Source organism: Mesorhizobium sp. M5C.F.Ca.ET.164.01.1.1 (assembly GCF_004792125.1).
GTDB lineage: Bacteria > Pseudomonadota > Alphaproteobacteria > Rhizobiales > Rhizobiaceae > Mesorhizobium > Mesorhizobium wenxiniae.
Map to the genome: position 1 here is coordinate 3,161,894 of NZ_SRTG01000001.1, position 25,747 is coordinate 3,187,640.

The 25,747-nt window shown below is 64.6% G+C and carries 15 protein-coding genes; 6 read left to right on the top strand and 9 right to left on the bottom strand.

Translation table 11 applies throughout. From position 1 onward, the window contains the following. Positions 1 to 15: 15 nt before the first annotated feature. The 4 genes from EN807_RS15650 to EN807_RS15665 are packed head-to-tail and all read left to right on the top strand — an operon-like array spanning position 16 to position 4,075. Complete coding sequence (locus EN807_RS15650; RefSeq protein ID WP_135935573.1) at positions 16 to 1,563, top strand: sugar ABC transporter ATP-binding protein; 1,548 nt, start codon at positions 16 to 18, stop codon at positions 1,561 to 1,563. After that, positions 1,560 to 2,540, top strand: a complete 981-nt coding sequence (locus EN807_RS15655) for an ABC transporter permease (RefSeq protein WP_029351610.1) — start codon at positions 1,560 to 1,562, stop codon at positions 2,538 to 2,540. Before EN807_RS15650 ends, EN807_RS15655 begins: the two co-directional genes overlap by 4 nt. Continuing rightward, positions 2,537 to 3,523, top strand: a complete 987-nt coding sequence (locus EN807_RS15660; protein ID WP_135935574.1) for an ABC transporter permease — start codon at positions 2,537 to 2,539, stop codon at positions 3,521 to 3,523. The genes EN807_RS15655 and EN807_RS15660 overlap by 4 nt, the downstream gene beginning before the upstream one ends. Before the next feature lie 24 nt (positions 3,524 to 3,547). Then, on the top strand, positions 3,548 to 4,075 hold the full coding sequence (locus EN807_RS15665; RefSeq protein ID WP_135935575.1) for a gluconokinase: 528 nt from the start codon (positions 3,548 to 3,550) through the stop codon (positions 4,073 to 4,075). 37 nt (positions 4,076 to 4,112) lie between these two features. Here EN807_RS15665 and EN807_RS15670 read toward each other — a convergent pair whose 3' ends face one another. From EN807_RS15670 to EN807_RS15710, 9 genes are all read right to left on the bottom strand, one after another. Continuing rightward, positions 4,113 to 4,562 (bottom strand): Rrf2 family transcriptional regulator, encoded by a 450-nt coding sequence (locus EN807_RS15670; RefSeq protein ID WP_029351604.1) that lies wholly within the window; start codon positions 4,560 to 4,562, stop codon positions 4,113 to 4,115. A gap of 250 nt (positions 4,563 to 4,812) precedes the next feature. Then, positions 4,813 to 5,802 (bottom strand): sulfate ABC transporter substrate-binding protein, encoded by a 990-nt coding sequence (locus EN807_RS15675; protein WP_135935576.1) that lies wholly within the window; start codon positions 5,800 to 5,802, stop codon positions 4,813 to 4,815. 299 nt (positions 5,803 to 6,101) lie between these two features. Then, positions 6,102 to 7,142 carry a sulfate/molybdate ABC transporter ATP-binding protein gene (locus EN807_RS15680; protein WP_135935577.1) on the bottom strand — a complete coding sequence of 347 codons (1,041 nt, stop codon included), beginning with the start codon at positions 7,140 to 7,142 and terminating at the stop codon, positions 6,102 to 6,104. Between the two features lie 16 nt (positions 7,143 to 7,158). Further along, positions 7,159 to 8,043 (bottom strand): sulfate ABC transporter permease subunit CysW, encoded by an 885-nt coding sequence (cysW, locus tag EN807_RS15685; protein WP_029351598.1) that lies wholly within the window; start codon positions 8,041 to 8,043, stop codon positions 7,159 to 7,161. After that, complete coding sequence (gene cysT, locus EN807_RS15690) at positions 8,036 to 8,887, bottom strand: sulfate ABC transporter permease subunit CysT (RefSeq protein ID WP_127314946.1); 852 nt, start codon at positions 8,885 to 8,887, stop codon at positions 8,036 to 8,038. The genes cysW and cysT overlap by 8 nt, the downstream gene beginning before the upstream one ends. Positions 8,888 to 8,919: 32 nt before the next feature. After that, on the bottom strand, positions 8,920 to 9,948 hold the full coding sequence (locus EN807_RS15695; RefSeq protein WP_135935578.1) for a sulfate ABC transporter substrate-binding protein: 1,029 nt from the start codon (positions 9,946 to 9,948) through the stop codon (positions 8,920 to 8,922). A 242-nt stretch (positions 9,949 to 10,190) separates the two neighbouring features. Further along, positions 10,191 to 10,913, bottom strand: a complete 723-nt coding sequence (locus tag EN807_RS15700; protein ID WP_135935579.1) for a M15 family metallopeptidase — start codon at positions 10,911 to 10,913, stop codon at positions 10,191 to 10,193. A gap of 1 nt (position 10,914) precedes the next feature. Then, a complete protein-coding gene (gene pbpC, locus EN807_RS15705) occupies positions 10,915 to 13,005 on the bottom strand; it encodes a penicillin-binding protein 1C (protein ID WP_135935580.1) in 2,091 nt (696 codons plus the stop codon). Between the two features lie 19 nt (positions 13,006 to 13,024). Further along, complete coding sequence (locus EN807_RS15710; protein ID WP_135935581.1) at positions 13,025 to 18,505, bottom strand: alpha-2-macroglobulin family protein; 5,481 nt, start codon at positions 18,503 to 18,505, stop codon at positions 13,025 to 13,027. A 278-nt stretch (positions 18,506 to 18,783) separates the two neighbouring features. Between EN807_RS15710 and EN807_RS15715 the strand changes: the two genes are divergently transcribed. Both EN807_RS15715 and EN807_RS15720 read left to right on the top strand, forming a co-directional pair. Next, complete coding sequence (locus EN807_RS15715; protein WP_135935582.1) at positions 18,784 to 20,712, top strand: autotransporter assembly complex family protein; 1,929 nt, start codon at positions 18,784 to 18,786, stop codon at positions 20,710 to 20,712. Next, positions 20,712 to 25,747, top strand: a 5,036-nt coding sequence (locus tag EN807_RS15720; RefSeq protein WP_246684117.1) for a translocation/assembly module TamB, incomplete at its 3' end; no start/stop codon positions are given. The genes EN807_RS15715 and EN807_RS15720, both read left to right, overlap by 1 nt.

Sequence of the window (25,747 nt, forward strand, 5' to 3'; positions counted from 1 at the left end):
CCTTGGGAGGGGCCGATGGACGGTGCGGTTCCGCTCTTCCGCATGGAGGGCATATCCAAGCGCTATGGCGGTGTGCGGGCGCTGGAAAAGGCCGAGCTTTCGGTAACTCCAGGCAGCATTCACGCCATCCTCGGCGAAAACGGCGCCGGCAAATCGACGCTGATCAAGGTCATGGCCGGCGTCGTCGCGCCTGACGAAGGCCGCATGATGCTGGACGGAAGCGAGGTGAGCTTCGCTTCGCCGGCCGCGGCCAACCAGGCCGGCATCGTCTGCATTTTCCAGGAACTGTCGCTCGTCCCCGAACTCAGCGTTGCCGACAACATCGTCATTTCCGATCCGCCGAAACGCTTCGGCATGATCGACCGCAAGGCGCAGCGACGCATCGCGGAAGAAGCCCTGGCGCGCGCGGGCGCTGCCGATATCCACCCGCTGGCGCTGGTCAAAGATCTTCCGCTTTCAAGAAGGCAGATGGTCGAGATCGCCAAGGCGCTGGCACGCAAGCCGCGCATCCTGATCCTCGACGAGGCGACCTCGGCGCTGACCGCGGCCGACGTCGCCAAGATTTTCGGCGTGCTGAAGCGGCTGCGCTGGGAAGGGCTGGCGCTGCTCTACATCTCGCATCGCATGAACGAGATCGTCGAGCTTGCCGACCAGTGCACGGTCTTCCGCAACGGCCGCAATGTCGCCAGCTACGCAGCAGGCACAAAGAGCGACAATGAAGTCGTCGAGCTGATGATCGGCCGCGAATACAGCCATATTTTCCCACCGAAGCCGGTGCGCGCGCCGGCCACCGCCGCGCCCGTGCTGGAGGCGCGCAAGCTTTCCTGGACCGACCGGCTGGACAATATCTCGCTGTCGGTCGGCGCAGGCGAGGTCGTCGGCCTCGGCGGTCTCGACGGCCAGGGCCAGCGCGAATTGCTGCTCGCCTTCTTCGGCGTGCTGCGCGGCCTCAGCGGGCAGATATTGATCGACGGCAAACCGGTGGCGATCGCCAGCCCGGCCAAGGCGCGCGGTGACCGGATCGGCATGGCGCTGATCCCGGAAGACCGCAAGACGGAAGGCCTGATGCTGCCGATGACGGTGCGCGAAAACCTCTCCTTCGCCGCACTCGACCGGCTGTCCAGAGCCGGCATCATCGACCGTGCCGCCGAGCAGCGGCTGATCGACGACATGGTGGCTCTGCTGGCGATCAAGACGGCAGGCCTCGACATTCCGGTCGGCGCACTGTCCGGCGGCAACCAGCAGAAGGTCGTCATCGCCAAATGGCTGATGCGGCAGCCACGCATCATCCTGCTCAACGACCCGACGCGGGGCATCGATGTCGGCACCAAGCAGGAACTGTATCAGCTGATGCGCAAGCTTGCCGACCAAGGCGCGGCGATCCTGTTTTACTCGACCGACTATGACGAGCTGATCGGCTGCTGCGACCGGGTGCTGGTGCTCTATGACGGAGCAGTCAAGCGCGAGCTGGTCGGCTCCGAGATCACCGAGCGGGCGCTGATCGCCAGCGCGCTCAACATCCATGGCGAAGAGATGCCTGTTGGCCAAGGAGCGGACGCGTGAAGGACTGGCGCTACTGGCTTGCCGAACAACGCGGAACGCTGCTGGCGTTCGGCATCTTCATCGTGATGTTTACGATCTACACCTCGAACCATCCGGCGGGCTTTACCGCCAATGTCGTGCAGACGGCCTCGAACAAGGGCGTGCTGCTCGCCTTCGTCGCCATGGCGCAGACGCTGGTGGTGATCACCGCCGGCATCGACCTTTCCGTCGGCATGATCTTTCTGCTGACCAACTGCCTGGCCTCATGGCTGGTCATCGGCACCGGCATCGAAACCGCGTTCGGCGTCGTCGCGGTGCTCGGCACCGGGCTGCTGTGCGGGGCGATCAACGGCGCCATCGTCATCTACGGAAGGCTGCAGCCGATCGTCACCACCATCGCCACCGGTGCGGTCTATTTCGGCATCGCGCTGCTGCTTCGGCCGTTCCCGGGCGGCTCGGTCAACGAGGATCTCGCCGACGCGCTGACCGGGCGGCTGTTCGGCGTGGTGCCGGCGAGCTTGGTGGCGCTGCTGGCCGTCGTGCTCGTGGTCTGGGTGCCGTTCAGCCGATCGGTGCTCGGCCGCGCGGCCTATGCCGCGGGATCGTCGGAGACGGCGGCCTACATGTCCGGCGTGCCGATCCGCCGCGGCAAGTTCGCCGCCTATGCGCTCGCCGGCCTGCTGGCCGCGATCGGCGGGCTGTTCCTGACCTTCTTCACCTATACGGGCGAGGCGGCCTATGCCAGCGGCAATGCCTATACGCTGTTCTCGATCGCCGCCGTGGTGCTTGGCGGCGTCTCATTGTTCGGCGGCAAGGGCAGCGCCATCGGCGCCATCTTCGGCGCGCTCGCATTCCGCACCATCGGCGACCTGCTCTTCGTCTTCGATTTCGATCCGCTCTGGCAGCCGCTGTTCCAGGGCGTCATCCTGCTGATCGCCGTCAGCCTCGGCGCCTTCGCCCTGTTCAGGGTCCGCAACCGGCTGGAGTGGTTCCTGTGAGCGAAACGACCATCGGCGGCATCGCCGGCCGCATGCCGAAATTCATCCGCCGCGCTGATCCCGCGGTGCTGACCGCCTTTGCCTGCATCGTGCTGCTGCTGTTTGTCGGCAGCCTCTATTCGCGCAGCTTTCTGTCGCCGGAATATCTGCTGCAGCAGCTCAAGGTGGCCTCGTTTCTCGGCGTCATCGCCACCGGCATGATGCTGGTCATCCTGCTCGGCCAGATCGACCTGTCGGTGCCGTGGTCGGTGGCGGCGGGCGCAATGATGGCCTGTGCGGCCGCCGCCTACGGCCCGGTCGGCGTGGCGCTGGCGATCCCGTTCGGCATTTTCTGCGGTGTCGCGATCGGCGTCGTCAACGGCATCGGCGTCGCTTATCTGCGCATTCCTTCGATGATCATCACGCTCGCCACCAATGCCGTCGCGCAAGGGCTGATGGTGGTCTATACGGGCGGCTTCTCGCCGCAGGATTCGGCAACCCGGGCGATGCGCTATCTGGCGACCGGCTTCGCCATTCCGGGCGTGCCCAACGCCGTCGTCATCTGGGCGCTGATCGGTGCTGCGACGGTCTTCGTGCTGACCCGCACCGGCTTCGGCCGCACGGTCTACGGCATCGGCAACCGCGAGCGCGCCGCCTATCTCTCCGGCATCGACACGCGGCGCGTGGTGCTGATCGCCTTCGCCGTGTCCGGCGGGCTCTCCGCCTTCGGCGGCGTGCTTCTGGCCGGCTATGCCTCCAAGGCGGCGCAGTCGATGGGCGACGCCTATCTCCTGCCGTCGATCGCGGCGGTCGTGCTTGGCGGCACCTCGATCCTCGGCGGCCGCGGTTCCTATCTCGGCACGGTCGCCGGCGTCATCCTGATCACGCTTTTGCAATCCATTCTTTCGGTCATGCAGATGCCGGAGGCGGGGCGGCAGATCATCTACGGCGTCGTCATTGTCGCCATGCTCCTGCTTTACGGCCGCGCGCCGGCCAGCCGCTGACTCGTGGACGAAAAGGCAGCACAAATGCAGAGGGATGCCGTCCGGTCCGCACCGGCCGTCGTGGTGATGGGCGTCGCCGGTTGTGGCAAGTCGGCCGTCGGCGAAGCGCTGGCCGCAGCGTTGGGCGCCATCTTCGTCGAGGGCGACCGGCTGCACCCGCCGGAAAACGTCGCGCGCATGGCAAGAGGCGAGCCGCTGACCGACGCATTGCGGGAAGGCTGGCTCGACGCGATCGGCCGGCGTATTGCCGGATCGGTCGGCGATGGGCAGGGCGTCGTCGCCGCGTGCTCGGCGCTGAAGCGCAGCTACCGCGAGCGTCTGCGCGGCTTTTGCCAGGACATCGTTTTCCTCTATCTGGAAATCGATCCCGCGACCGCAAAGCGGCGTGTCGGCTCCCGCCAGGGCCATTTCATGCCGGCGAGCCTGGTCGACAGCCAGTTCGCCACGCTAGAAGCTCCGGCAGGCGACGAGAACGCATTGACGCTCGATGCGACGCGCCCGATCGCCGACGTTGTCGGCGACGTCGTGAGCCTGTTCGAGGCGAATTCCTGAGCCGGTGCCGGCGCGGATCCGCTTCAGGGGCGCCTGATCAGATCTGCGATGTCAGCTCGACTGGAAAATCGTCATTGTCGGCATCGCGCATCGCGGCGAGGCTGCGATTGTCCAGCACCTCGGCGATCGCCTGGCGCACCTCCAGCATCATATTCCGGACCTGGCATGTCGCCTCGTCGCAATCCTCGCATCGCTGATATTGGGTGCGGCTGGCGCAAGGGATTGGCGCCAGCGGCCCGTCGAGGACACGCACGACGTGGCCGATCTTGATCTCGGAGGCCGGCCGGGCGAGGCGATAGCCGCCTTCCTTGCCCTTGCGGCTCTGGACGAAGCCGGCATTGCGCAATTCGCCCAGAATGGCATCCAGGAATTTCTTCGGGATGTTGTTGGCGACGGCAATGTCGTTGACGAATGCGAGCTGACCGACCGGCAAGCCTGACAGATGCACGAGGGCCTTGAGGCCGTATTTGCCTTTTTTGGTAAGCATGCCCGATTCAGTTCATGAAAACCCCAACCGCCCGCATCTGGCGGTTGTTTGTGTGTAAATCATGACGTTTGGTCGCACGATGCAGTTTCGCGAAAACAAGCCGTCTGATGGCACAGTAGGCACAAACACGTTGATTCTTCGTGACGTTTTGGATGGTGCGCCCGGAAATGCGCGAAATCACCTTTCCTGACCGCGAAAACGAAGAAAGCCGGCAAAGCCGGCTTTCGCTTCAAGTTCGAAGATCGCTTGCTCAGCGGCTGCCATAAGTCTGGTCGAGCAATCCGCCCGCGGCGAAATGCTCGGCCTGGACCTTGGCCCAGCCGCCGAAGACGTCCTCCACCGTCAGCAGGCGGACATCGGGAAACTCAGCCTTGTATTTGGCGGCGACCGCCGCGTCGCGAGCCCTCAGTCCGTTGCGGGCGGCGATGTCCTGGCCCTGCGGCGTGTAGAGGAAGTCGAGATAAGTCCTGGCGAGATCACGCGTGCCATGCTCGTCGGCGACCGTGTCGACAATCGCCACCGGAAACTCCGCCAGCAGGCTGACCGAAGGCGTCACCTGCTCGAACTTGTCATCGCCATACTCCCTGCGGACGCCGCGCGTTTCCGACTCGAAGGTGATCAGCACGTCGCCGATCTCGCGCTGCACGAAGGTGGTGGTCGCGGCGCGCCCGCCGGAGTCGAAGATCGGGACATTGTTGAACAGTTTGGTGACGAATTCCTTCACCTTGGCGTCGTCGCCCTTGAAGGCTTCCTTTGCGTAGGCGGTGGCCGCAAGATAGGTGTAGCGCGCATTACCCGACGTTTTCGGATTGGGGAAGATCACCTGCACGTCGTCGCGCACGAGATCGTTCCAATCCTTGATGTTCTTCGGGTTGCCGGCGCGCACCAGGAAGGACGGCAGCGAATAGAAAGGCGAGGCGTTGTCGGGAAAATCCTTCTGCCAGTCGGCGGAGATAAGACCCTTCGAGACCAGGAAGTCGATGTCGATGACCTGATTGAAGGTGACGACATCGGCGCCGAGGCCCTCGGCGATGGCACGTGCCTGTGCCGACGTCCCGGCATGCGACTGATCGATGGTCACGCCGGGGTGCTCGGCGACGAAGGCCTTGTTCACCTGCGCAAACAGTTCGCGACCGACATCGTAGGACGCGTTCAGCAATTTGTCGGCCGACCAGGCTTGGGAGGATGCCAGGAGGAACAGGCCGGCCAATGTCGCGACGCCAAGCAAAAATCGCTTCATGAAACAAGCTCCCTAAAATATTGCCGTTCATCGAATGCCGAAGAATAGTCGGGCGGTGCCTGACGCGACGAGGCATGCTAGCCGGATCTACGGCGTCGCTGTGAGAAAAAGCGTTGCCGAAACAGCCTATCGCTAGCATTTTCTTCCAAGCGTAGTCATTTCGGTGCGGGTCTGCCATGCCGCCGGTGCTTTTCCAATCACCTTCCTAGTGAGGTGATGAAGTAGATACACAGGTTGTCGATGCCGCTCAGCATGAAAGAGGCGACCACCGTCAGCCCGGATTCACAATCGCCTTGTGGCTAAGCGGCCGGAAAAAGCTTCCAGCGCCGCGGCCTGAACGCCACCCGGCTTTTCTGCGCCGCCGGATGGTCGACGGGCAGCTCAACCTCGACCCGCTGACGCTCGCCGCCAATTTCGAGCTCCACCCGTCTGGTGCCGGCGACGCGGCGGCTGGCGGCGACCGTGCCGGCGATGCAGCCGTTGCATTCGTCTACCAGTTCGACGTCGTGCGGACGGAAGAACAGCGTCGCTTCGCCTTGCGGCGCCTGCGGCGCGGAGAGCCCGATCGGGCGGTCGGCGATCCAGACCAGGCCGTCCTCGACCTTGACGGGAAGCGAGCTCGATTCGCCGATGAAGCCGTAGACGAAGGGCGAGTTCGGCGTGTCGTAGATTTCATCGGCGGTGCCGACCTGCTCGATGCTGCCCTGGCTCATCACCACCACGCGGTCGGCAAGCTCCAGCGCTTCTTCCTGGTCATGGGTGACGAAGACCGTGGTGTGGCCGGTGGCGTCATGGATGTCGCGCAGCCAGCGGCGCAACTCGCGGCGGACTTGGGCGTCGAGCGCGCCGAACGGCTCGTCGAGCAAAAGCACGGCCGGTTCGATCGCCATCGCGCGGGCAAGCGCCACACGCTGGCGCTGGCCGCCCGAAAGCTGCGCCGGATAGCGCTTCTCCAAGCCGGAAAGCTGGACGAGGTCGAGAAGCTCGGATGCACGGCGGCGGATTTCCTGCGCCGACGGACGTGTCGGCCCGTGCCGAACTTTTAAGCCGAAGCCGATATTGTCGGCGACCGTCATATGGCGAAACAGCGCATAATGCTGGAAAACGAAGCCGACATTGCGCTCCTGGATCGACTTTTGCGACGCATCCTCCTCGCCAAAGAAGATCTTTCCTTTCGTCGGCCGCTCCAGCCCGGCTATCAGCCTGAGCAGCGTCGTCTTGCCGGAGCCGGAAGGCCCGAGCAGCGCGATCAGCTCGCCGGACTTGATGTCGAGCGAAACGTCGTGAAGCGCCGGAAACCGTTCAAACTCCTTGCGCACGTTGGCAACGCGAACTTCCATCAACCGTCCCTTTTTTTCAGTGTCCGCGCGTCGCGGCGAGCTCGGCGCCGTAGCGCATCTCGAGAAGTGTTTTCAAGACCAGCGTGACGAGCGCCAGGCCCGCAAGCAGTGAAGCGACGGCGAAGGCGGCTGCGGCATTGTACTCGTTATAAAGGATTTCGACATGCAGCGGCATGGTGTTGGTCAATCCGCGTATGTGGCCCGACACGACGGAGACCGCGCCGAACTCGCCCATGGCGCGGGCATTGCACAACAAGACGCCGTAGAGCAGCCCCCATTTGACGTTGGGCAGCGTCACGTACCAGAACGCCTGCCAGCCATTGGCGCCGAGCGACAGCGCTGCCTCCTCGTCGCCATTGCCCTGTTCCTGCATCAATGGAATCAGTTCGCGGGCGACGAAGGGGAAGGTGACGAAGATGGTGGCGAGCACGATGCCCGGCACGGCAAACAGGATGACGATGCCATGCGCCTTCAGCCAGGCGCCGAGCAGGCCCTGTGCGCCGAACAAAAGCACATAGACCAGGCCGGAAATGACCGGCGAGACCGAAAACGGCAGGTCGATGAGCGTGGTGAGGAAGGCCTTGCCCTTGAACTCGAACTTGGCGATCGCCCAAGCGGCGGAGATGCCGAAGACGACGTTGAGTGGCACCGAGATCGCCGCCACCAGCAGTGTCAGGTGGATCGCCGAGCGCGTGTCTGGGTTGGTCAGCGCCTCCGTATAAGCACTGAGACCTTTTGCGAAGGCTTCGTTGAAGACGACGATCAGCGGCAAGAGCAGGAAAATGCCGAGGAAGGCAAAGGTCACGATCATCAGCACGGCTTTCGCCGGGCGGCTTTCGGTCACTGCCGCCGACTGACTTTCGTGGTGTGGTGCGTAGGATTTGATCTCCGGATCAGCCATAGCGCTTGCGGCTCCACGTCTGCACCAGATTGATGACCAGCAGCATCACGAACGACAAAGCGAGCATGATCGCCGCGATCGCGGTCGCCGCCGCATAATTGTATTCCTCCAGCCGGATGACGATCAGAAGCGGCGCGATCTCGGATTTGTAGGGCAGATTGCCGGCGATGAAGATGACGGAGCCGTACTCGCCGACACCGCGTGCGAAAGCCAGCGCGAAACCGGTGACGATGGCCGGCGCCAGGCCCGGAAGCAGAACCCGGGCGATGGTCTGGAAGCGGTTGGCGCCGAGCGTCGCGGCCACTTCCTCCACCTCCTTGTCGATCTCCTCCATGATCGGCTGGACGGTGCGCACGACGAAGGGCAGGCCGATGAAGATCAGCGCTATGACGATGCCGAGCGGCGTGTAGGCGACCTTGATGCCGAGCGGCGCCAGCAGGCTGCCGAGCCAGCCATTCGGCGCGTAGAGCGTGGTCAGCGCGATGCCGGCCACCGCCGTCGGCAACGCGAAGGGCAGGTCGACCATGGCATCGACGATGCGGCGGCCAGGAAAGTTGTAGCGCACCAGCACCCAGGCGACGATCGTGCCGAAGACGACATTGACCGCGGCGGCAATGAAGGCGGTGCCAAAACTGATTTCAAGCGCGTTGATGGTGCGGCGATCGGTGGCGATCGCCCAGAAATCGGCCCAGCCGAGCGCGGCCGATCGCCAGATCAGCCCCGACAGGGGAATGAGGATGATGAGCGTGAGGTAGGCAAGCGAGAAGCCGAGTGTCAATCCGAAACCCGGAATGACGCTCGGCTGTCTGAACCGCCACCCCGCCTTGGCGGGTGCTGTGGTCATGTCGTCCTGATCTAGAGTCTAGCTTACTGGGTCTACTGGGCCGGCTTATAGATCTGGTCGAATATACCACCATCGCCGAAATGGTAAGGCTGCGCTTTCTTCCAACCGCCAAAAAGTGGATCGTCGATGGTGATCAGCTTGATCTCCGGCAGTTTGGCGAGGTCCTCCGCCGGCACCAGGTCGGGCTTCGACGGGCGATAATGGTTCTTGGCGATCAGCGTCTGGCCTTCCTTGGAGTAGAGGTAGCTCAGATAGGCTTCGGCGACTTTTCGCGTGCCCTTGGCATCGACATTGGCGTCGACCACAGCGACCGGCGGCTCGGCCAGGATCGAGGTCGGCGGGTAGACTATGTCGAAATTGTCGGCGCCGAACTCATCGAGCGCCAGATAGGCCTCGTTTTCCCAGGCCAGCAGCACGTCGCCCAGGCCCTTTTGCGCGAAGGTTACGGTCGCGCCGCGCGCGCCGGTGTCGAGCACCGGGACATGGGCGTAGAGGTTGCCGACGAATTCCTTGGTCTTGGCCTCGTCACCGCCATCCTTGGCGTTGGCGTAGGCCCAGGCGGCGAGGTAGTTCCAGCGTGCGCCGCCCGAGGTCTTGGGGTTCGGGGTGATCACCTGGACGTCGTCCTTGACCAGATCGCCCCAGTCCTGGATGCCCTTCGGGTTGCCTTTGCGGACGAGGAAGACGATGGTCGAGGTGTAGGGCGCCGAATTGTTCTCGAACTTGGTCCGCCAGTCGGGATTGATCTTCTTCGATTTCGAGACGATGGCGTTGATGTCGCCTTCGAGCGCCAAAGTCACCACGTCGGCGTCAAGGCCGTCGATCACGGCGCGGGCCTGTGCGCCCGACCCGCCATGCGATTGCTGGACGGTTACCGTCTCACCGGTCTCGGCCTTCCAGTGGGCGACAAAGGCCTCGTCGAATTGCTTGTACAGCTCACGCGTCGGATCATAGGACACGTTGAGGATGGTGGTATCGGCAAACGCGAAACCGAGTGTTCCGAATTGGACCGATGCAGCGACCAGGGCGCCGAGCAGTTTCCTGAAATGAGGATTGGTCATTTACGCCTCCGTTGATATCGCTTCAAATCTACTGAATTGGTAGAAATTAGATGCACTCAATGTTGCTTTTTTTGTCCGTTCGAAGCAATTTTCCGCCGATCTTCGGCCTTGTGAAGAAATTCTTTCCTCTCGACGCCGGGGTGCCGAATCCGGGCTCAGAAGCGATCTATCTGGAGAAAGGTCGCGCCTCGGCAATGGCTCGATGTGGTCTGGACGCGATTTGCTTCGGAGCGATCAGTGATTTAGTCGGCGGTGAGGGGAAAATCGAAGCGCTGCGTTGGAAACGGCTCGTTTTCCAGCGTGAAATGCCACCATTCGCGGGCATAATTCCTGAAGCCGCCGGCGCGCATGGCCTCGACAAGCCTCTTGCGATTTGCGGTTGCTTCCCCGGCGAGCGGACGGTGCGCCGTTTCGCTCATCGGATCGAAACAGTCGAAGCCGGTGCCGAAATCGAGCGTGTCGGCATCGGGCGCGCCACAGGCCGGTTTCGGAGCGGTGTTGCGGTCGACTCGCGCGATGGCGACATCGACGGTCGAGCCGCGCGAATGCGTCGACAGTTCACCGACATAGCCTTTGGCGATGAGGTCCTTTCGCTTGACCGCCGGATACCATTGCGGGTCGGGTGCTCCGCCTTCCCTCGTCCATTCGCCCATGTCGGAGACGGCGCGCGCAGGGCGGTAGCAGTCAAAGACCACCAGCGTCAGGCCTTTGGCGGCAATCGCTTTCTGGACGCCGGAGAGCGCTTCCGCCGCTCGCCCGGTGAGGATGCATACTGGCGCGTCGTAGCCGGCCGCCTTGCGGCGCAGGAAATTGTCTGTGCGGGCATAGCGGATGTCCTGCCGGATGGTGGGATCGATGTCGGCCAGCCGAACGAAGCCGGCGGGGAGGTCCGCGGAAAGGACAGGGGCGGTAGCGGCAGCCGACAGCAGGGCGCAAAACGCAATGCGCTGAATCGCTTGGCGCATTCTATTCAACGAATACTTTCACGCTGGCCGCGCGCCCGACCGCGTCGATCACGGTCAGGGTCGAATAGCCGGCGCCGTCCGGCTGCCAGGTCGCGCTGCGCCGCCGGTCGATGCCGACCAGCGGCTTGCCATTGGCCAGCCAGCGGAACGGGGCGCGGCCGCCTTGCAGCTTCAGCACAAGCGGCGAGGCCCTGGCGGCGGTGGTGCCGAGATCGACGCGGGCGCCGTCGGGCGGAAAGATGATCGTCGGCGCAGGCTCGGTCGGCGTCGCCTGGACAAGCCCGTCGGCGCCAGAACCGAAACGCTCCAATGTCACCGGCAGATCGTCGCGCCTGGGTCTGGTGACGCCGGCCGGCTGGCCTGGCAGCGGCACGGGAGCCAGGCCGGAGCGGACAAAGCCCTCGAACAGGATCGGTGCGGCCGAGACATAGCCGGACAGGCCAGGCACCGCGCCGGCATCGGGACGGCCGACCCAGACGCCCAGCACGTAGCGCCCGTCGAAGCCGACCGACCAGGCATCGCGGTAGCCGTAGGAGGTGCCGGTCTTGTAGGCGATGCCGCGCCGGGCGGCACCCTCGGGCGGCTTGACGCCCGACAATATGTCGGTGATCTGCCAGTTCGCCTGATCGTCAAGGATGATAGCTGGGGAGCGTTCGGCATTCGCCGGCTCGGTGCCGTCATGCAGCGTGTGTGCCTTGCCGCCATTGGCAAGCCCGACATAGAGCTGGACGAGGTCGCGCAGCGTCACGCCGACGCCGCCAAGGCCGATGGCGAGGCCCGGCGCCTTGTTGACGGGCAGGATCGGCGTGACGCCGGCCTGCCGGAAGCGCGCGAGCAGCCGCGCCGGCCCGACCGCGTCGAGCACACTGATCGCCGGCACGTTGAGCGACAGTTGCAGCGCCTGCCGGATGCTGACGTCGCCCTGGTAGCCCATGTCGAAATTCTTCGGCCGGTAGCCGGAAAAATCCGTCGGACTGTCGTCGATCAGCGTTTCCTGCGCGACCAATCCCTGTTCGAAGGCGAGCCCGTAGATGAACGGTTTCAACGTCGAACCGGGCGAGCGGACTATTCTGGTCATGTCGATCCAGCCGGAGCGGCTGGCGTCGAAATAGTTGGCAGAGCCGACCTCGCCGAGGATGTCACCGGTGCGGGCGTCGGCCAGCACCATGGCGACGGATAGGCGGGGGCCGAGCCTGGCGGCGGCATCCCTGGCCACCTGTTCCAGCCCTTCCTGGACGCTTTTGCGGATCGTCAGTTGTAGCTTCTGGCCGGGGCCGGTCTTGGAAAGCGCCGCGTAGGCGGCGTGAGCGGCGAGCGCCGGCAGCGTGCGGCGGACGCCTGAAACGTCGTCGAGCGCGGCACGTGCGGCCTCGCGCTCGCCGAGCAGGCCCGATGAAACCATGCGCGCCAGCACCCGGTCGCGGGCGGCATGAGCGATTGCGAGGTTGCGGTCGGGCCGGCGCTTTTCTGGCAATTGCGGCAAGGCGACAAGCAGGGCCGCCTCCGAGACCGTCAGCCGCTTCGGCTCCTTGCCGAAATAAGCCAGCGAGGCGGCGCGCACGCCTTCGAGGTTGCCGCCATAGGGCGCCAGCGTCAAATAGCGTTCGAGGATCTCGCGCTTGGTAAGCCGCTGCTCGATCTGTAGGGCGCGCAGCATCTGCTTGATCTTCGAGCCTAGGCTGCGGCTGTCGCGCGGCTCTGCCAGCCGGGCGAGTTGCATCGACAGCGTCGAGCCGCCGGAGACGATACGGCCAGTGTTTAAGAACTGGCCGGCGGCGCGGGCCAGCGCCAGCACGTCGACGCCTTCATGGTCCCAGAAACGCTTGTCCTCGTAAGTCACCAGCATGTCGACGAGCTGCTTGTCGACCTGGTCGAGGCGGGTGGCGAGCCGCCAATAGCCGTCCGGCGTGGCGAAGGCGCGCAACAGCTGGCCGTTGCGGTCCTGAACTTCGGTCGACACGGTGAGTTCGGCCGGCAGCGGCGGCGGAAAGGCGCGGTCGAGCTGCCAAAGCCCGCCCGCGGCGATTGCTGCAAAGCCGGCGAGGGAGGCGGCGGCGATGGCCGAACGGCGCAGGATTTTTCGGGAGAACATGTTCGCCACCATCGGCGCCTTACGGCGCCTTGACCTCCATCATCCCGGTCGCGGTGCGGGCCGAATATTGCGGCCGGTACATGTCCTCGACCGTTGCAGCCGGATGGGCATAGGTGCCCGGCGTCACCGCGCGCACGACATAGGCGAGCGTGAAGTTGCGGTCGCCGTCGCCATCGTTCGGATTGAAGGCCGCGACGAATCGGTCGTCGCGGAATTCGAGATGGGCGGCGTTGGTCTGAGCCAGCCACGAGAAGTTCGACAACTGGGCGCTGGAAACTAGGCCCGGATTGTCGATTTCGAAGCCGGCCGGCAGCAGATCGGTGATCACAAGCCGTGACGGCCACTTGTTCTGCTCGTAGATATTGAGCACGACGACATAGCGTTCGTTCTGGGTCGCCTCCGTGACATTGGCTTCGGTGCCGTCGAGCTTGTAGTAGGTGCGGCCGATGGTGAAGCCGTTGCCGCTGGCCGGCAGCGGCTGGATCGGCGAGGCCACCGTGGTGACGACCGCCTGAAGCGGGTTGCTGCCGGTGTTGGCGACGGTCAGCGGGCTGTTGGCAATGTCGCTCCCGGCGATCTGGTCCGAATACGCGCCGGCATGCGGCGCGCCGTTGATGGTCAGCGCGATCGAATCGTTGCCGGCCTTCAGTGCACGGGCCGCCAGCAGCATCCAGGACTCGTCCTGCGTGCTGGTCCATCTGACGGCGGCGCGTTCCTGCGTCACCCGCTTGATCAACGCCGGCACGATCGTCGGCACCGGCTTCGATTCGGCGGCAAGCGCCAGCATCGCTGCGCCGTCGCGCAGCGGCGAGCCATAATCGGACCTATAGTAGTCATATGCTGAGCTCGAATTGGCCAGTTGCAATGCCGCCTGGAACGTCGCTTCCGAGCGCTGCGTGTCGCCGTAGAGTGCCAGGCCCGCCGCCAATTGGGCAACGGCCATCGGGCTCGTGAAGGCTTCGAGCTGGGTGTCGGCATAGTAGCGCAGATCGCCGATCGAGGCCTTCTTGTTGCGGGCCAGTACATAGAGCGCATAGGCGATCTGGCTGCCGCGATCCTTGACGTCCTGGTCGTAGCCGATTGCGTTTTGCAGATTGCTCAGCGCCTGGTTCATCGCCTGGGTCGGCACGTCGTATTTCTGCTCGCGCGCCCGGGTCAGGAAGTCGGTGACATAGGCGTCGAGCCACAGGTCGCCGGAGCCCGGGCCCCACAGGCCGAAGCTGCCGGCCGAGGCTTGGTAGCTCAGCACCTTGTAGATGGCGTCCTGGATGCGGCCGTGCAGGTCGGCGTCGCTGGCCATGCCGACTCCCGAGGCCATCTCGTTGACATAGAGAAGCGGCATGGCGCGGCTGGTGGTCTGCTCGGCGCAGCCATAGGGGTAGCGGTCGAGCGTCATCAGGAGCGACGGCACGTCGAAGGCCGCCGCCTGCGAAACGCCGACGCTGACCGAAGCGCCGTCGAGCACGCTTGCCGCCAGGAGCTCCTTGTCGACGCGCAGTGACCCGCCATTGCCCTTGAGGTCGACCACCATGCGGGTGGTCACCGGCAATTGCGCCGGGCGCACCGGAACATACAGCGTCTGCTCGACAGCGGTGCCGTCGGCATGGGCGAGCTTGATGGTGATCGAGGCGTTACCCGGCGTTTCAGCGATCAGCGGCACGGTCAGCGTCTGCCGCTTACCCTCGGCGAGCGTCAGCTTTTCGGGCAGGGCGGCACTGCCGGTCGAAAGATTGGCGGTGGTGTTTATCGACAGTGCATAGTCGCCCTCCGGGCCGTCGGCGTCGGTGACGTCGAGCCGCATGACGGCCGAATCTTCAGGCGCCAGGAATCGCGGCAGGCCGGCGGTGATCACCACCGGATCGCGCACGATCACGTCGGACCGGGCATGGCCGACCCCGTCCTTGGTCCAGGAGACGGCCATGACGCGCACGGTGCCGTTGAATTGCGGGATGTCGAAGTCGATCCGCGCCTTGCCGTCGGCGTCGAGCGGGACCGGACCGGAGAAGAAGGCGACCAGCTTTTCGGTCGGCGGGCTGCCTTGCGATTGTATGTTGGCGCCGTCGCCGCCGGTGCGCAGCTTGCCTGACGTGCCCAGCGAGCCGTCGATCAGACGGCCGTAGAGGTCGCGTACCTCAAGGCCGAGCATGCGCTGGCCGAAGAACCAGGTCTCAGGATCCGGCACCTTGTAATTGGTCAGGTTGAGGATGCCGACATCGACGGCCGCGACCATGACATAGGCGTTGGCACCCGGCTGCACGCCGGCCACGGAGACCGGGATCGACAGCTGCTGGCGCGGCATGGTCTTGTCCGGCGGCGTCAGGGTGACGGCGAGCTTCTTGGAACCCGGATCGACCTTCAGCCATTTGACGCCGATGGCGCGCGCCGGCATGCGCGTTTCCTGCGCATCGCCCGGCCTGAACAGCGTTGCCGTGACATAGGCGCCGGCGCCCCAGTCGTCGCCGACCGGGATGTCGATGGTGCTGCCATCTGCCGGCACGCTGGCGGTGACGGTTTTCAAGAGCTTGTCGGCGCCGATGGTGACGAGCAGCTCGCCGGCAAAATGCGGCGACACTTTTAGTTTGGCCACTTCGCCCGCCGCGTAGTTGTCCTTGTCGAGGGCGATTTCGAGGCCGTCAGGCGTTTCGGTTGTGGTGGAGCTGACATACCAGCCGGCGTCGAATTCGTAGCTGGTCGCCGGGCCTTCCGGGTCCGATGTCTCGATCTCAAGCCGATAGCGGCCCCAGTCGACCGGCAGCGAGACGGTGGCATCGCCGTCGGCGGTCAGGTCGACCTGGCCGTTGGCCACCGACTTGGTGAAGGTGACTGGCTCATAGTTCCAGGAATTGCTTGAGCGGTACCATTGGTAATTGCGTTCGACCTTGACCAGCGACCATTGCGCGCCCTGCAGCGCCTCGCGCCTGCCGTCGGGGTCGACCGCAATCAGGCTGAACTTCGCCGTGCCGCCTTGCGGCACCTCGTCGCCGTCGAAATCCGGGCGGATGCCGATCATGTGGCCCTGCGGCCGGACGCCGATGTTGAGCGAGCGCTCGACGGCGCGGCCGCCGGTCTCGCGCATCCTGACCGTAATCTTGGCATCGACGAGTTTGGTGGTCGAGGGCAACTGGTCGGCGGAAACCGGGAAGGTCGCCTTGCCGTCCTCACCGACCACCGGCAGATCGGTGAACGGCGTGACTGACGGTTCCGCCGACTGCTCGTCGGCGAGGCCGAAGGAATAGCCCTTGAAGCGGTCCCAGTCACGGGTGGTCGACAGCGTTAGTTCGCCTTCGAGCGCCAGCCCGGCGGCCGGCGCGCCATAAAGGAAGCGGCCGTCGACGGTGACATTGGCAGTTTCGCCCTGCGCGATCTCCTGCTTGTCGGAGGACAGGTCCAACTCGATGCGATCCGGCACGAAATCCTCGACCAGGAACATCTGGCTGGCGACCGCCGCCTGCTTGGGGTCGGTGTGGATCGCCACCGTCCAGGTGCCGCGCATGGCGTTGGGTTCGAGCGGCAGGTCGACGGCATGGCCGCCGGCCGATGCGCCGTCGCTGACGATGCGGCGGTTCTCGACGCCGTCGGGACGGGTGAAGATGAAGGTCAGCGGCAGGTTCTCGACGGCCTTGGCGGCGCCGTCGCGGGCAAGCGCCGCGACGTGGACGTCCTCGCCGGCGCGGTAGATGCCGCGTTCGGTCCAGGCATAGACGTCGAGTGCGCCCGGCGCCGGACGCCCGGTGACGCCACGATCGGAAAGGTCGAAGCCGGCGCGGCCCATGTCGAGGAAGACGAAGTCGCTGTCACCTTGCTTGGCTGTCAGCACGGCCGGGACCATGCCGCCGTCGCCGCGCGTCAGTCCGGGGTTGAAGACGGCGCGGCCTTCCGCGTCCGTGGTCGCGGTGCCGAGGATTTCGTTGTTCCTGGCGAGCAGCGTCAGTTCAGCACCTGATATCGGCTTGGCGGTTCCGAGCGAACGGGCAAAGACGTTCAGCCCATCCTGTCCGGTATAGGTCGACAGGCCGATATCGGAGACGACGAACCATTGCGTGGCGCGCGAATCATAGTCGTTGTCATTCTCGTCGACCGGTTGCGCGGTCAGCACATAGACGCCGGGCTTGCGCTGCGGCAGTGCTTCGTCGACCGGGAAGGAGGTGGTGACTTCCTTGTTCAGGTCGTTGGCGATGTCGAGCTGGCCTTGCCAGACCGGCTCGCCCATCTGATCGGAAATGTTGGAGATGTCATAGCCGTCAAGCTGGCGCAGGAACTGGTAGCCGGACAGAAGCTGGGTCAGCGAGCGGTCGCCGATGCGATAGAGCTTCATTTCGGCGGCGTTCATGTTGACGGTGACGACCGGAATACCGCGGCGCGCGCCGGCAGGCAGCACGAAGCTGTCGCCGGTGAAACGGGCGGACGGGGCGCGGTCCTGCACATAAATCGACAGCACCACCGGGGTGGTGATCACCTCGCCGATGGCGGCCGGCAGGCCGGGGCGGAAGGTCACGTCGTAATGCTGGCCGTGCTCGAGCCCCTCGACGCAGATCTGCTTATCCTTGGCCTCGACGCCCTTGGAAGCGGCGTTGTCGACGGTGACGAATTGCGAATAGTCGACGCCGGTATTGACCAGATCCTCGGAAAACTGCGCGCAGATGCGCGGCGCACTGGTGTCGGCTTCGACCGTGTGATCGATGACGCGAAAGCCCTTGCGCGCTTTCAAGTCTTCATAATCGGCCTTGACCGCCGGAGAATTGACCAGCGCGAGGCTCGCTTCGTAAGCCTGCAGGGCGGGCCGGGCGAGGTCGCGGCGATCGAGCGCGGCGCCGAGCAGCGCCAGAACGTCGGCGCGCGTCTTGGCGGTGCGCAGCAATTTGTAGGCGTTGAAGCCGGCGGAGGTGGCGTTCGCAGGCAGGGTAGACGCCTCCGCGCTGTTGGCGGTCGGCTGGACGGCGAGCGTTTCCTGCGCCAGTTCGAACCAGAGCTGGCCATCATCGGGCGATACCGAAACCAAAGCCTCGTATTTCTGCATGGCCGAGCGGTGGTCGCCGGTCAGCGACGCCTGTTCGGCCGCTTCCCTCAGAGCCGTCAACCCTTCGGTGGGCTTGGTGTAGGCCGGGCCTGTGAGCCTGTTGCGGTATTGCTGGGCCTGGTCGGCCATCCAGGCGGGGAAGAAGGCGAGGTCCGGCGGCGCGCCGATATCGGGGTCGCCTTCGATGTTGACGACCTTGCCGGCGACGGCGCCGTTGAAGGATTTCAGCGTGTTAAAGTCGGATTTGAGAAAACACCATTTGGCCTTGGGGTTGTACGTGAAGGCGCGACATGCGGGATCGCCGAGACATGTCGTCCTGCACTGGTCGAGGCTGACATTCTGGTCGGATCTGAGATCAAAGCCGAAATAATCGGAATTGTCCGATGTCACCACCCGGCGTGCTTCGGCCGCTTGCGCGACACTGCCCCAGGCGAAAAACAGAAGAAAAAGAGTCGACAGACCACGAGCCACGCGCATTGCCATAACACCCCTCCAGACACTGCTTTGCGTTACGTCCAGACATGTTCAAGCTCAGTCACGCTTGTCAACACGAGAACGCGGCAGGTTCCGCCTGCCAACGGTTTCCTTTCCGGCCAATGACCGGTAGTACCTCCATAGGACAGGGATCACGCATTCTTGCGGCGACGCAGAAGGTGTGAATTCCAAGCCCTGTCCATTTCAGACAATTGGATTGTGGCCCCTTTACGAGCAATTCAGAACTTCATTCCAATTTTAGCTTTGGGAGTTAGGGTAGAGTTGTAATGTCGGCGTATGAAAGGCAGATGTCGGGAGGAACCGCGCCACGGCGCGTGTTTTCGCTCGCCTTGCTTTTCTCCTTGCTATGCTCGACCGCATTGGTTGCCGCGAGCGGAAATGCGGCCGCTTTCGAGATCTTCGGCATCAAGCTGTGGGGATCGTCGGAGGATGAAGACGCCGACATCGTCGATCCGCTGCGCTATGCGGTAACCATAGAGGCGCCCGACGCCGACGAGGATCTCGCCGAGAAGCTCGAAAACGCCTCGGCGCTGAAGGACGACGAAGAACGTCCAGTCTCCGGTTCGCTCGGCCTGCTGGCCAAGGCGCGTGGCGACCGCGATCAGCTTGTCGCCGCACTTTACGCGGACGCCCGCTACGAGGGCGTCGTCACCATCACCATTGAAGGCAAGCCGCTCGACGATTTGCCGCCCGACGCCGAATTTTCGGGTCCGCAGCCGATTCCGGTGGTGATCAACATTGCGATCGGGCCGAAATTCACGCTTGGCGATATTAGGTTGGCGGGCGATGCGGCGGGGCTGGCGGGCGCCGATTTCGGCCTGATCGCCGGCGGCGATGCGGGTTCCGGTGCCGTGCTCAAGGCCGAGGCGTCTATCGTGCGGGCGCTCAAAGAGGAAGGCAGGCCGCTGGCCAAGGTGACGGCCCGCGAGATCGTTGCCGACCACGCTACCTCGACGCTCGACGTGACGCTGACCGTGGCCGCCGGGCCGATTGCCGGCTACGGCGACACCACGGTCGAGGGCACCGAAAAGGTCGACCGCGATTTCACCGAATATATGACCGGCCTGAAGCGCGGCCGCCAATATTCTCCGGAAGAGATCGACGAAGCGCGCGACCGTCTGCTCGGGCTGGAAGTCTTCAACAGCGTGACGCTGAAGGAGGCCGACGGTCTCGACGCCGACGGCAACATCCCGATCGGCGTCGAAGTGAGCGAGCGCAAGCCGCGGTATTTCGGCCTTGGCGGCACCTTCTCCAACACCGAGGGGCTCGGCCTTGAAGGCTATTGGGGCCACCGCAACCTGTTCGGCCGTGCCGAAAAGCTGCGCATCGAGGGCGCAATCAGCGGTATCGGCAGCAATGAGCTGACCGAGCTCAACTACAATGCCGGCATCATGTTCGAAAAGCCGGGTGTGGTCGGGCCGGCGTCGAAATTCTTCGCCGGCGTCAGCACCGTATTAGAGCATCCCGACGCCTACGACCATTTCTCGGTCAAGGGCAACACAGGCCTGTCTTATGAACTCGACAGACAGCAGACGGTTTCCGCGGAAGTCGCGCTCGACTATTCGAAGATCACCGATTCCTTCGGCAAGCACACCTATCTGATCGCCAGCGTTCCGCTGCGATATGTCTTCGACAACCGCGACAGCCGGCTCAACCCGACGACGGGATTCAGGGCGCTGGCCTATGCCGAGCCGAGCTACGACATTTTGAACGGTGCGGCCTTCGTCAAGCTGAGGGGCGAAGGATCGGCCTATCAGTCGCTCGACGCGGCCTCGAAGTTCGTCTTGGCCGAACGTGTCGCCATCGGCTCGATCATCGGTGCCGGCCTTCAGGATGTTCCGGCCGACCGACGCTTCTATTCCGGCGGCGGCGGCTCGGTGCGCGGTTATGCCTATCAGGGCATCGGTCCCAAGGACATCGACGGAGAGCCGACCGGGGGGTTATCCTTCTTCGAGACCTCGGTCGAGATGCGCATCGCCATCACCGACACGATCGGTGTCGTGCCGTTCGTCGATGTCGGCACCGTCTCGACCAATCAATTCCCGGATTTTTCTGGCATGAAGGTCGGCACCGGCGTCGGCCTGCGCTATATTACGCCGTTCGGACCGCTGCGCATCGATGCGGCGGTGCCGCTCAATCGGGGTCCCGATGACCCGCATTTCGGCATCTATGCCGGCATCGGCCAGGCGTTCTGATGACAATGTTCAAGCGCATCCTTCGCATTGTCCTTTACACGCTGCTCATCCTAGTGGCGGCGGTGGTCGGTGCGCTCGTCGTGCTGACCAAGACCGAGCGCGGCCGCGACAATCTCGCCGGCATCATCTCGACCGTGGCGTCAACCGATGACCGGAAGGTCACGGTCAGCGGCATCGACGGCATCTGGTCCGGCGCGCTGACTGTCGATCATGTCGTGCTGGAGGATCGCCAGGGCGCCTGGCTGGTGGCGCGCAAGGTGGCCGTCGACTGGTCGCCGCTGGCGCTTCTGTCGAAAAACTTCAGCGCCGGCCGCATCGCCGCCGATCGCATCGAGCTGGCGCGGCTGCCGGTGGCCGGCACGCAACCGAGCCGGGGTGGCGCCACCACGCTGCCGGTGTCGCTCGACATCAAGCAGATCGACCTGCCAGAAATCGCGCTTGGGCAGGCTCTGGCCGGCAGCGGTATTGCAGAGCTCGCGGCCAAGGGGGCGTTCAAGGCCGACGCGGCGCCATTGGCGCTAGAAACCAGCCTCAACATCACCCGCCACGACGGCAAGCAAGGCAAGGTCGACGCCAACATCCATTTTGCGCCCGCCGACAACAAGCTCGATCTCGATCTGAAGGCATCCGAGCCGGCCGGCGGCATCATCGCCAATCTGCTCAAATTGCCGGATGCGCCGCCGATCAACGTCGTCGTCACCGGCACGGGGCCGGTCGCCAACTGGAGCGGCATCGGTACCTTCGTCGTCGACGGCCAGATCGTCACCCAGCTCACCGGTCGCCGCCAGCTCACCGACAAGGGCAACTATGTCGAGGCAAAGGGCGATGGCGATTTCCAGCGCTTCTTGCCCGACAATCTGAAATCCTTGTTTGCCGGCAAGACCAGTTTCGACCTTGCCGGAACCGCGATCGTGACGGGCGGCGTCGAAGTCGAGCGCGCCAGCATCGACAGCGATGCCGTGCATGGCACGGCCGCGGGCATCATCGACCCCAACGGCGCCAGCGACCTTTCGGTGGAGCTCGCCGCCAAGGGCCCGCCGATCGTACTCAGCCTCGGCACTGCGGCGCAGCCGGTGACCGTCGCGATCACCGGCGCCACGGCCCGCGCGTTCGGCGGCGGCAAGGCGCCGATAGTCGACATCGGCGCGTCTCTGGTCTCGGTGGTGGCGGGCGGCACGCGGGTGGACGATCTGGCGGCTGAAATCCATTCCGACGGCTTCGATATCCAGGACCGCAGCGGACCGGTCACCATCAAGCTTGCGGCCGGCGGCCTGAACACCGACGTGGCGACGCTGGCGCCGCTGGTGACCGGCAGGGTGACCGCTGATCTCACCGGGTCGGTCAGCAAGGACGAGATCGTCGTCGATCAAGGCACGCTGCGCAGCGATGCGCTCAATGCCTCTGTGACGTCCAGGGTGACGCTGGCCGATTTGGCAATGACGCTCAAGATGAATGCCGATGCCGTCTCGACGGCGCTGCCGCCGCAGATCCGCTCGGTTCTCGGCGAGCGTGTGACATTCTCGGCGACAGCGACCCGCGACCCGCAAGGTTCATTTGCCGCCAATGCACTGCAATTCACTTCGGGCTCGCTCAGCGCCAGCGGCACCGCCAGCGCGACGGGCACCGACATCCAGACCGACATCAAGGGCACACTCGGCGACGTTTCGGTGCTGTCGCCGATGGTTGGCGTAGCGGTCGGCGGGGCCGTCGATTTCGCGCTGACGGCGAGCGGCGCGCGCACGGCGCCGGATTTCTCGGTCTCGGCCGACAGCGACAGCCTGACGGCGTCTGGCCGTACGGTCAAGACGATCAAGCTGGCGGCCACCGGCAAGGCCGACATTGCCAATCCCGTCGCCGATGTCTCACTGACCGGGTCCGTTAACGACCAGCCGCTCGATCTCAGGGCATCGTTGGTCACGCGTGACGGAAAGCGTTCCCTCAACGGGTTTAGCCTGTCGCTGGGCGACAACAAGGTCTCGGGCGATCTCGCTCTCGACGACAGCTTGCTGCCGCTCGGCACGCTGACACTCGAAGCGGCCGATATAGGCCCGCTGGCCGCGCTTGCCGGGCAGACGGCGGCAGGCGACGTGCGTGGCACGATCGCCTTCTCGAATGATGGCGGCGCGCCGGCAGTCGCCGTCGATGCGACGAGCGGGTCTATTTCGCGCGGCGATCTGGCGGCGAAGACCATCGCCGTCAACGCGCTGGTCGCCAACTATCTCAAGGCCCCGGCGATCTCTGGCACGATCAAGGCCGATACGGTCACATCGGGAACGACAATCATCAGCGGCATCGATGTCGATCTCACCCGCGACGGCGACTGGACCGGGTTTTCCGGCGGCGCCACCGTCAAGGACATTCCGGCCACGGCCGAAGGCAGGGTGAAGATCGCCGACGGCACGACAAGCGTCGAGATCGCTTCTGGTGACGCGACCATTCGCGGCATCAAGGCAGCGATCGCGCAGCCGTCGACCCTGAGCATTGCCAATGGCACGGCCAGCATCGAGAAGCTGATGCTCGATGTCGGCGGCGGATCGGTGACCGTGTCCGGCACCGCCGGCCCGACGCTCGACCTCGCGGCAGAGTTCTCCGCATTGCCGGCCGCCCTTGCCAATGATTTTTCATCCGGTCTCGACGCCGCGGGCTCGCTCGGCGGAACAGCGAAAGTGACGGGACCGTCGGCAGCCCCCAACATTCGTTTCAATGCGCAGCTCAGCGGCGCTGAGACCAGCCAGACCCGCCAGGCGGGGCTCGGGCCGCTCACCTTCGATGCGGCAGGCAGCTACTCCTCCGCCGGTGGCATTGCCATCGACCACGCGATGCTTGCCGGTAACAAAATTTCCGGCAAGGCCGCCGGCACCATCAACCCGAACGGCGCCAGCGATTTTGCGCTCGACCTCGCCTCGACCGGCCCGAGCCTGCCGATGGCGCTTGGCAGCACCGAGAGCCCGATCAATCTCGAGTTGCAGGCGCTGTCGGTGGAGGTCGCGGGGCAGGGCATGCAGCCGAAGCTCGATATCTCCGCTGTTCTGCCTTCGGCCGCCACCAGTCTAGCTAAGGTCGAGGGGCTCACCCTGGCATTGCACTCGGACGCCTTCGATCTGAAGGGCCGGACAGGGCCGATCTCCGGCACGGTGACGGCGGACAAGATCGGCCTGGACAACCCGACCATCGCGCCGCTGCTCGCCGGCAGGATCACTGCCAAGGTCGCCGGCGATCTCGCTGCCGATACCATCGTCATCGACAGCGGCTCGGTGACAAGCGAGGCACTAGACAGCGGCTTTAATGGAAGGGTCTCGCTGGCCGACGGCGCCATCGATCTCAACCTTAAGGCGGTTGCGGCTTCCGCAGCATTGCCGGCGGCAGTGCGCGGCGTGCTCGCCGAGCGGACGCAGCTCAGCGCGGCACTGAAGCGCGACGCCAATGGCAATATCACCGCCAACGCCATCAGGCTGGTATCAGGTGCATTCAGCGCCGACGGGCAGGCCAGCCTCGCCGACAACAAGGTCAGCGCCGACGTCAAGGGCGCGCTGGCCGACATCTCGCTTCTGTCCGGGGATGCCAAGGGCGCCATAACGTTCGCGCTGAACGCGCAGGGCGCCGGTACAGCGCCGGACCTGTCGCTGACGGTCGACAGCGACCGGCTTTCGGTGGCGGCGCGAGAAATCACAGGGCTAAAGCTCACCGCGACGGGGAAGGGCGACATCGCCAGCCCGGCCGCCGATATCTCGCTCACCGGATCCGTCAATGACGAGCCACTCGATTTCAAGGCGTCGCTGGTAACGCGCCAGGGAAAGCGGTCCATAAACGGACTAAGCCTGTCGCTGGGCGACAACAAAGTTTCGGGCGATCTTGCTCTCGACGATAGATTCCTGCCGCTCGGCACGGTGGCGCTGGATCTGCCCGATATCAGTCCGCTCGCAGCCCTGGCGCTGGAAGAAGCTAACGGCGACGTGCGTGGCACGATCGCCTTCTCGAATGATGGCGGCGCGCCGGCAGTCGTCGTCGATGCGACGAGCGGGTCTATTTCGCGCGGCGATCTGGCGGCGAAGACCATCGCCGTCAACGCGCTGGTCGCCAACTATCTCAAGGCCCCGGCGATCTCTGGCACGATCAAGGCCGATACGGTCACATCGGGAACGACAATCATCAGCGGCATCGATGTCGATCTCACCCGCGACGGCGACTGGACAGGGTTTTCCGGCGGCGCCACCGTCAAGGACATTCCGGCCAGGGCCGAAGGCAGGGTGAAGATCGCCGACGGCACGACAAGCGTCGAGATCGCTTCTGGTGACGCGACCATTCGCGGCATCAAGGCAGCGATCGCGCAGCCGTCGACCCTGAGCATTGCCAATGGCACGGCCAGCATCGAGAAGCTGATGCTCGATGTCGGCGGCGGATCGGTGACCGTGTCCGGCACCGCCGGCCCGACGCTCGACCTCGCGGCAGAGTTCTCCGCATTGCCGGCCGCCCTTGCCAATGATTTTTCATCCGGTCTCGACGCCGCGGGCTCGCTCGGCGGAACAGCGAAAGTGACGGGACCGTCGGCAGCCCCCAACATTCGTTTCAATGCGCAGCTCAGCGGCGCTGAGACCAGCCAGACCCGCCAGGCGGGGCTCGGGCCGCTCACCTTCGATGCGGCAGGCAGCTACTCCTCCGCCGGTGGCATTGCCATCGACCACGCGATGCTTGCCGGTAACAAAATTTCCGGCAAGGCCGCCGGCACCATCAACCCGAACGGCGCCAGCGATTTTGCGCTCGACCTCGCCTCGACCGGCCCGAGCCTGCCGATGGCGCTTGGCAGCACCGAGAGCCCGATCAATCTCGAGTTGCAGGCGCTGTCGGTGGAGGTCGCGGGGCAGGGCATGCAGCCGAAGCTCGATATCTCCGCTGTTCTGCCTTCGGCCGCCACCAGTCTAGCTAAGGTCGAGGGGCTCACCCTGGCATTGCACTCGGACGCCTTCGATCTGAAGGGCCGGACAGGGCCGATCTCCGGCACGGTGACGGCGGACAAGATCGGCCTGGACAACCCGAC

Excerpts from the sequence above, each read along its gene's own strand:
- EN807_RS15650 (WP_135935573.1), top strand. The coding sequence starts at position 16 with ATGGACGGTGCGGTTCCGCTCTTCCGCATGGAGGGCATATCCAAGCGC.
- EN807_RS15665 (WP_135935575.1), top strand. The coding sequence starts at position 3,548 with ATGCAGAGGGATGCCGTCCGGTCCGCACCGGCCGTCGTGGTGATGGGC.
- EN807_RS15670 (WP_029351604.1), bottom strand. The coding sequence starts at position 4,562 with ATGCTTACCAAAAAAGGCAAATACGGCCTCAAGGCCCTCGTGCATCTG.
- EN807_RS15675 (WP_135935576.1), bottom strand. The coding sequence starts at position 5,802 with ATGAAGCGATTTTTGCTTGGCGTCGCGACATTGGCCGGCCTGTTCCTC.
- EN807_RS15680 (WP_135935577.1), bottom strand. The coding sequence starts at position 7,142 with ATGGAAGTTCGCGTTGCCAACGTGCGCAAGGAGTTTGAACGGTTTCCG.
- cysW (WP_029351598.1), bottom strand. The coding sequence starts at position 8,043 with ATGGCTGATCCGGAGATCAAATCCTACGCACCACACCACGAAAGTCAG.
- cysT (WP_127314946.1), bottom strand. The coding sequence starts at position 8,887 with ATGACCACAGCACCCGCCAAGGCGGGGTGGCGGTTCAGACAGCCGAGC.
- EN807_RS15695 (WP_135935578.1), bottom strand. The coding sequence starts at position 9,948 with ATGACCAATCCTCATTTCAGGAAACTGCTCGGCGCCCTGGTCGCTGCA.
- EN807_RS15700 (WP_135935579.1), bottom strand. The coding sequence starts at position 10,913 with ATGCGCCAAGCGATTCAGCGCATTGCGTTTTGCGCCCTGCTGTCGGCT.
- pbpC (WP_135935580.1), bottom strand. The coding sequence starts at position 13,005 with ATGTTCTCCCGAAAAATCCTGCGCCGTTCGGCCATCGCCGCCGCCTCC.
- EN807_RS15710 (WP_135935581.1), bottom strand. The coding sequence starts at position 18,505 with ATGGCAATGCGCGTGGCTCGTGGTCTGTCGACTCTTTTTCTTCTGTTT.
- EN807_RS15715 (WP_135935582.1), top strand. The coding sequence starts at position 18,784 with ATGTCGGCGTATGAAAGGCAGATGTCGGGAGGAACCGCGCCACGGCGC.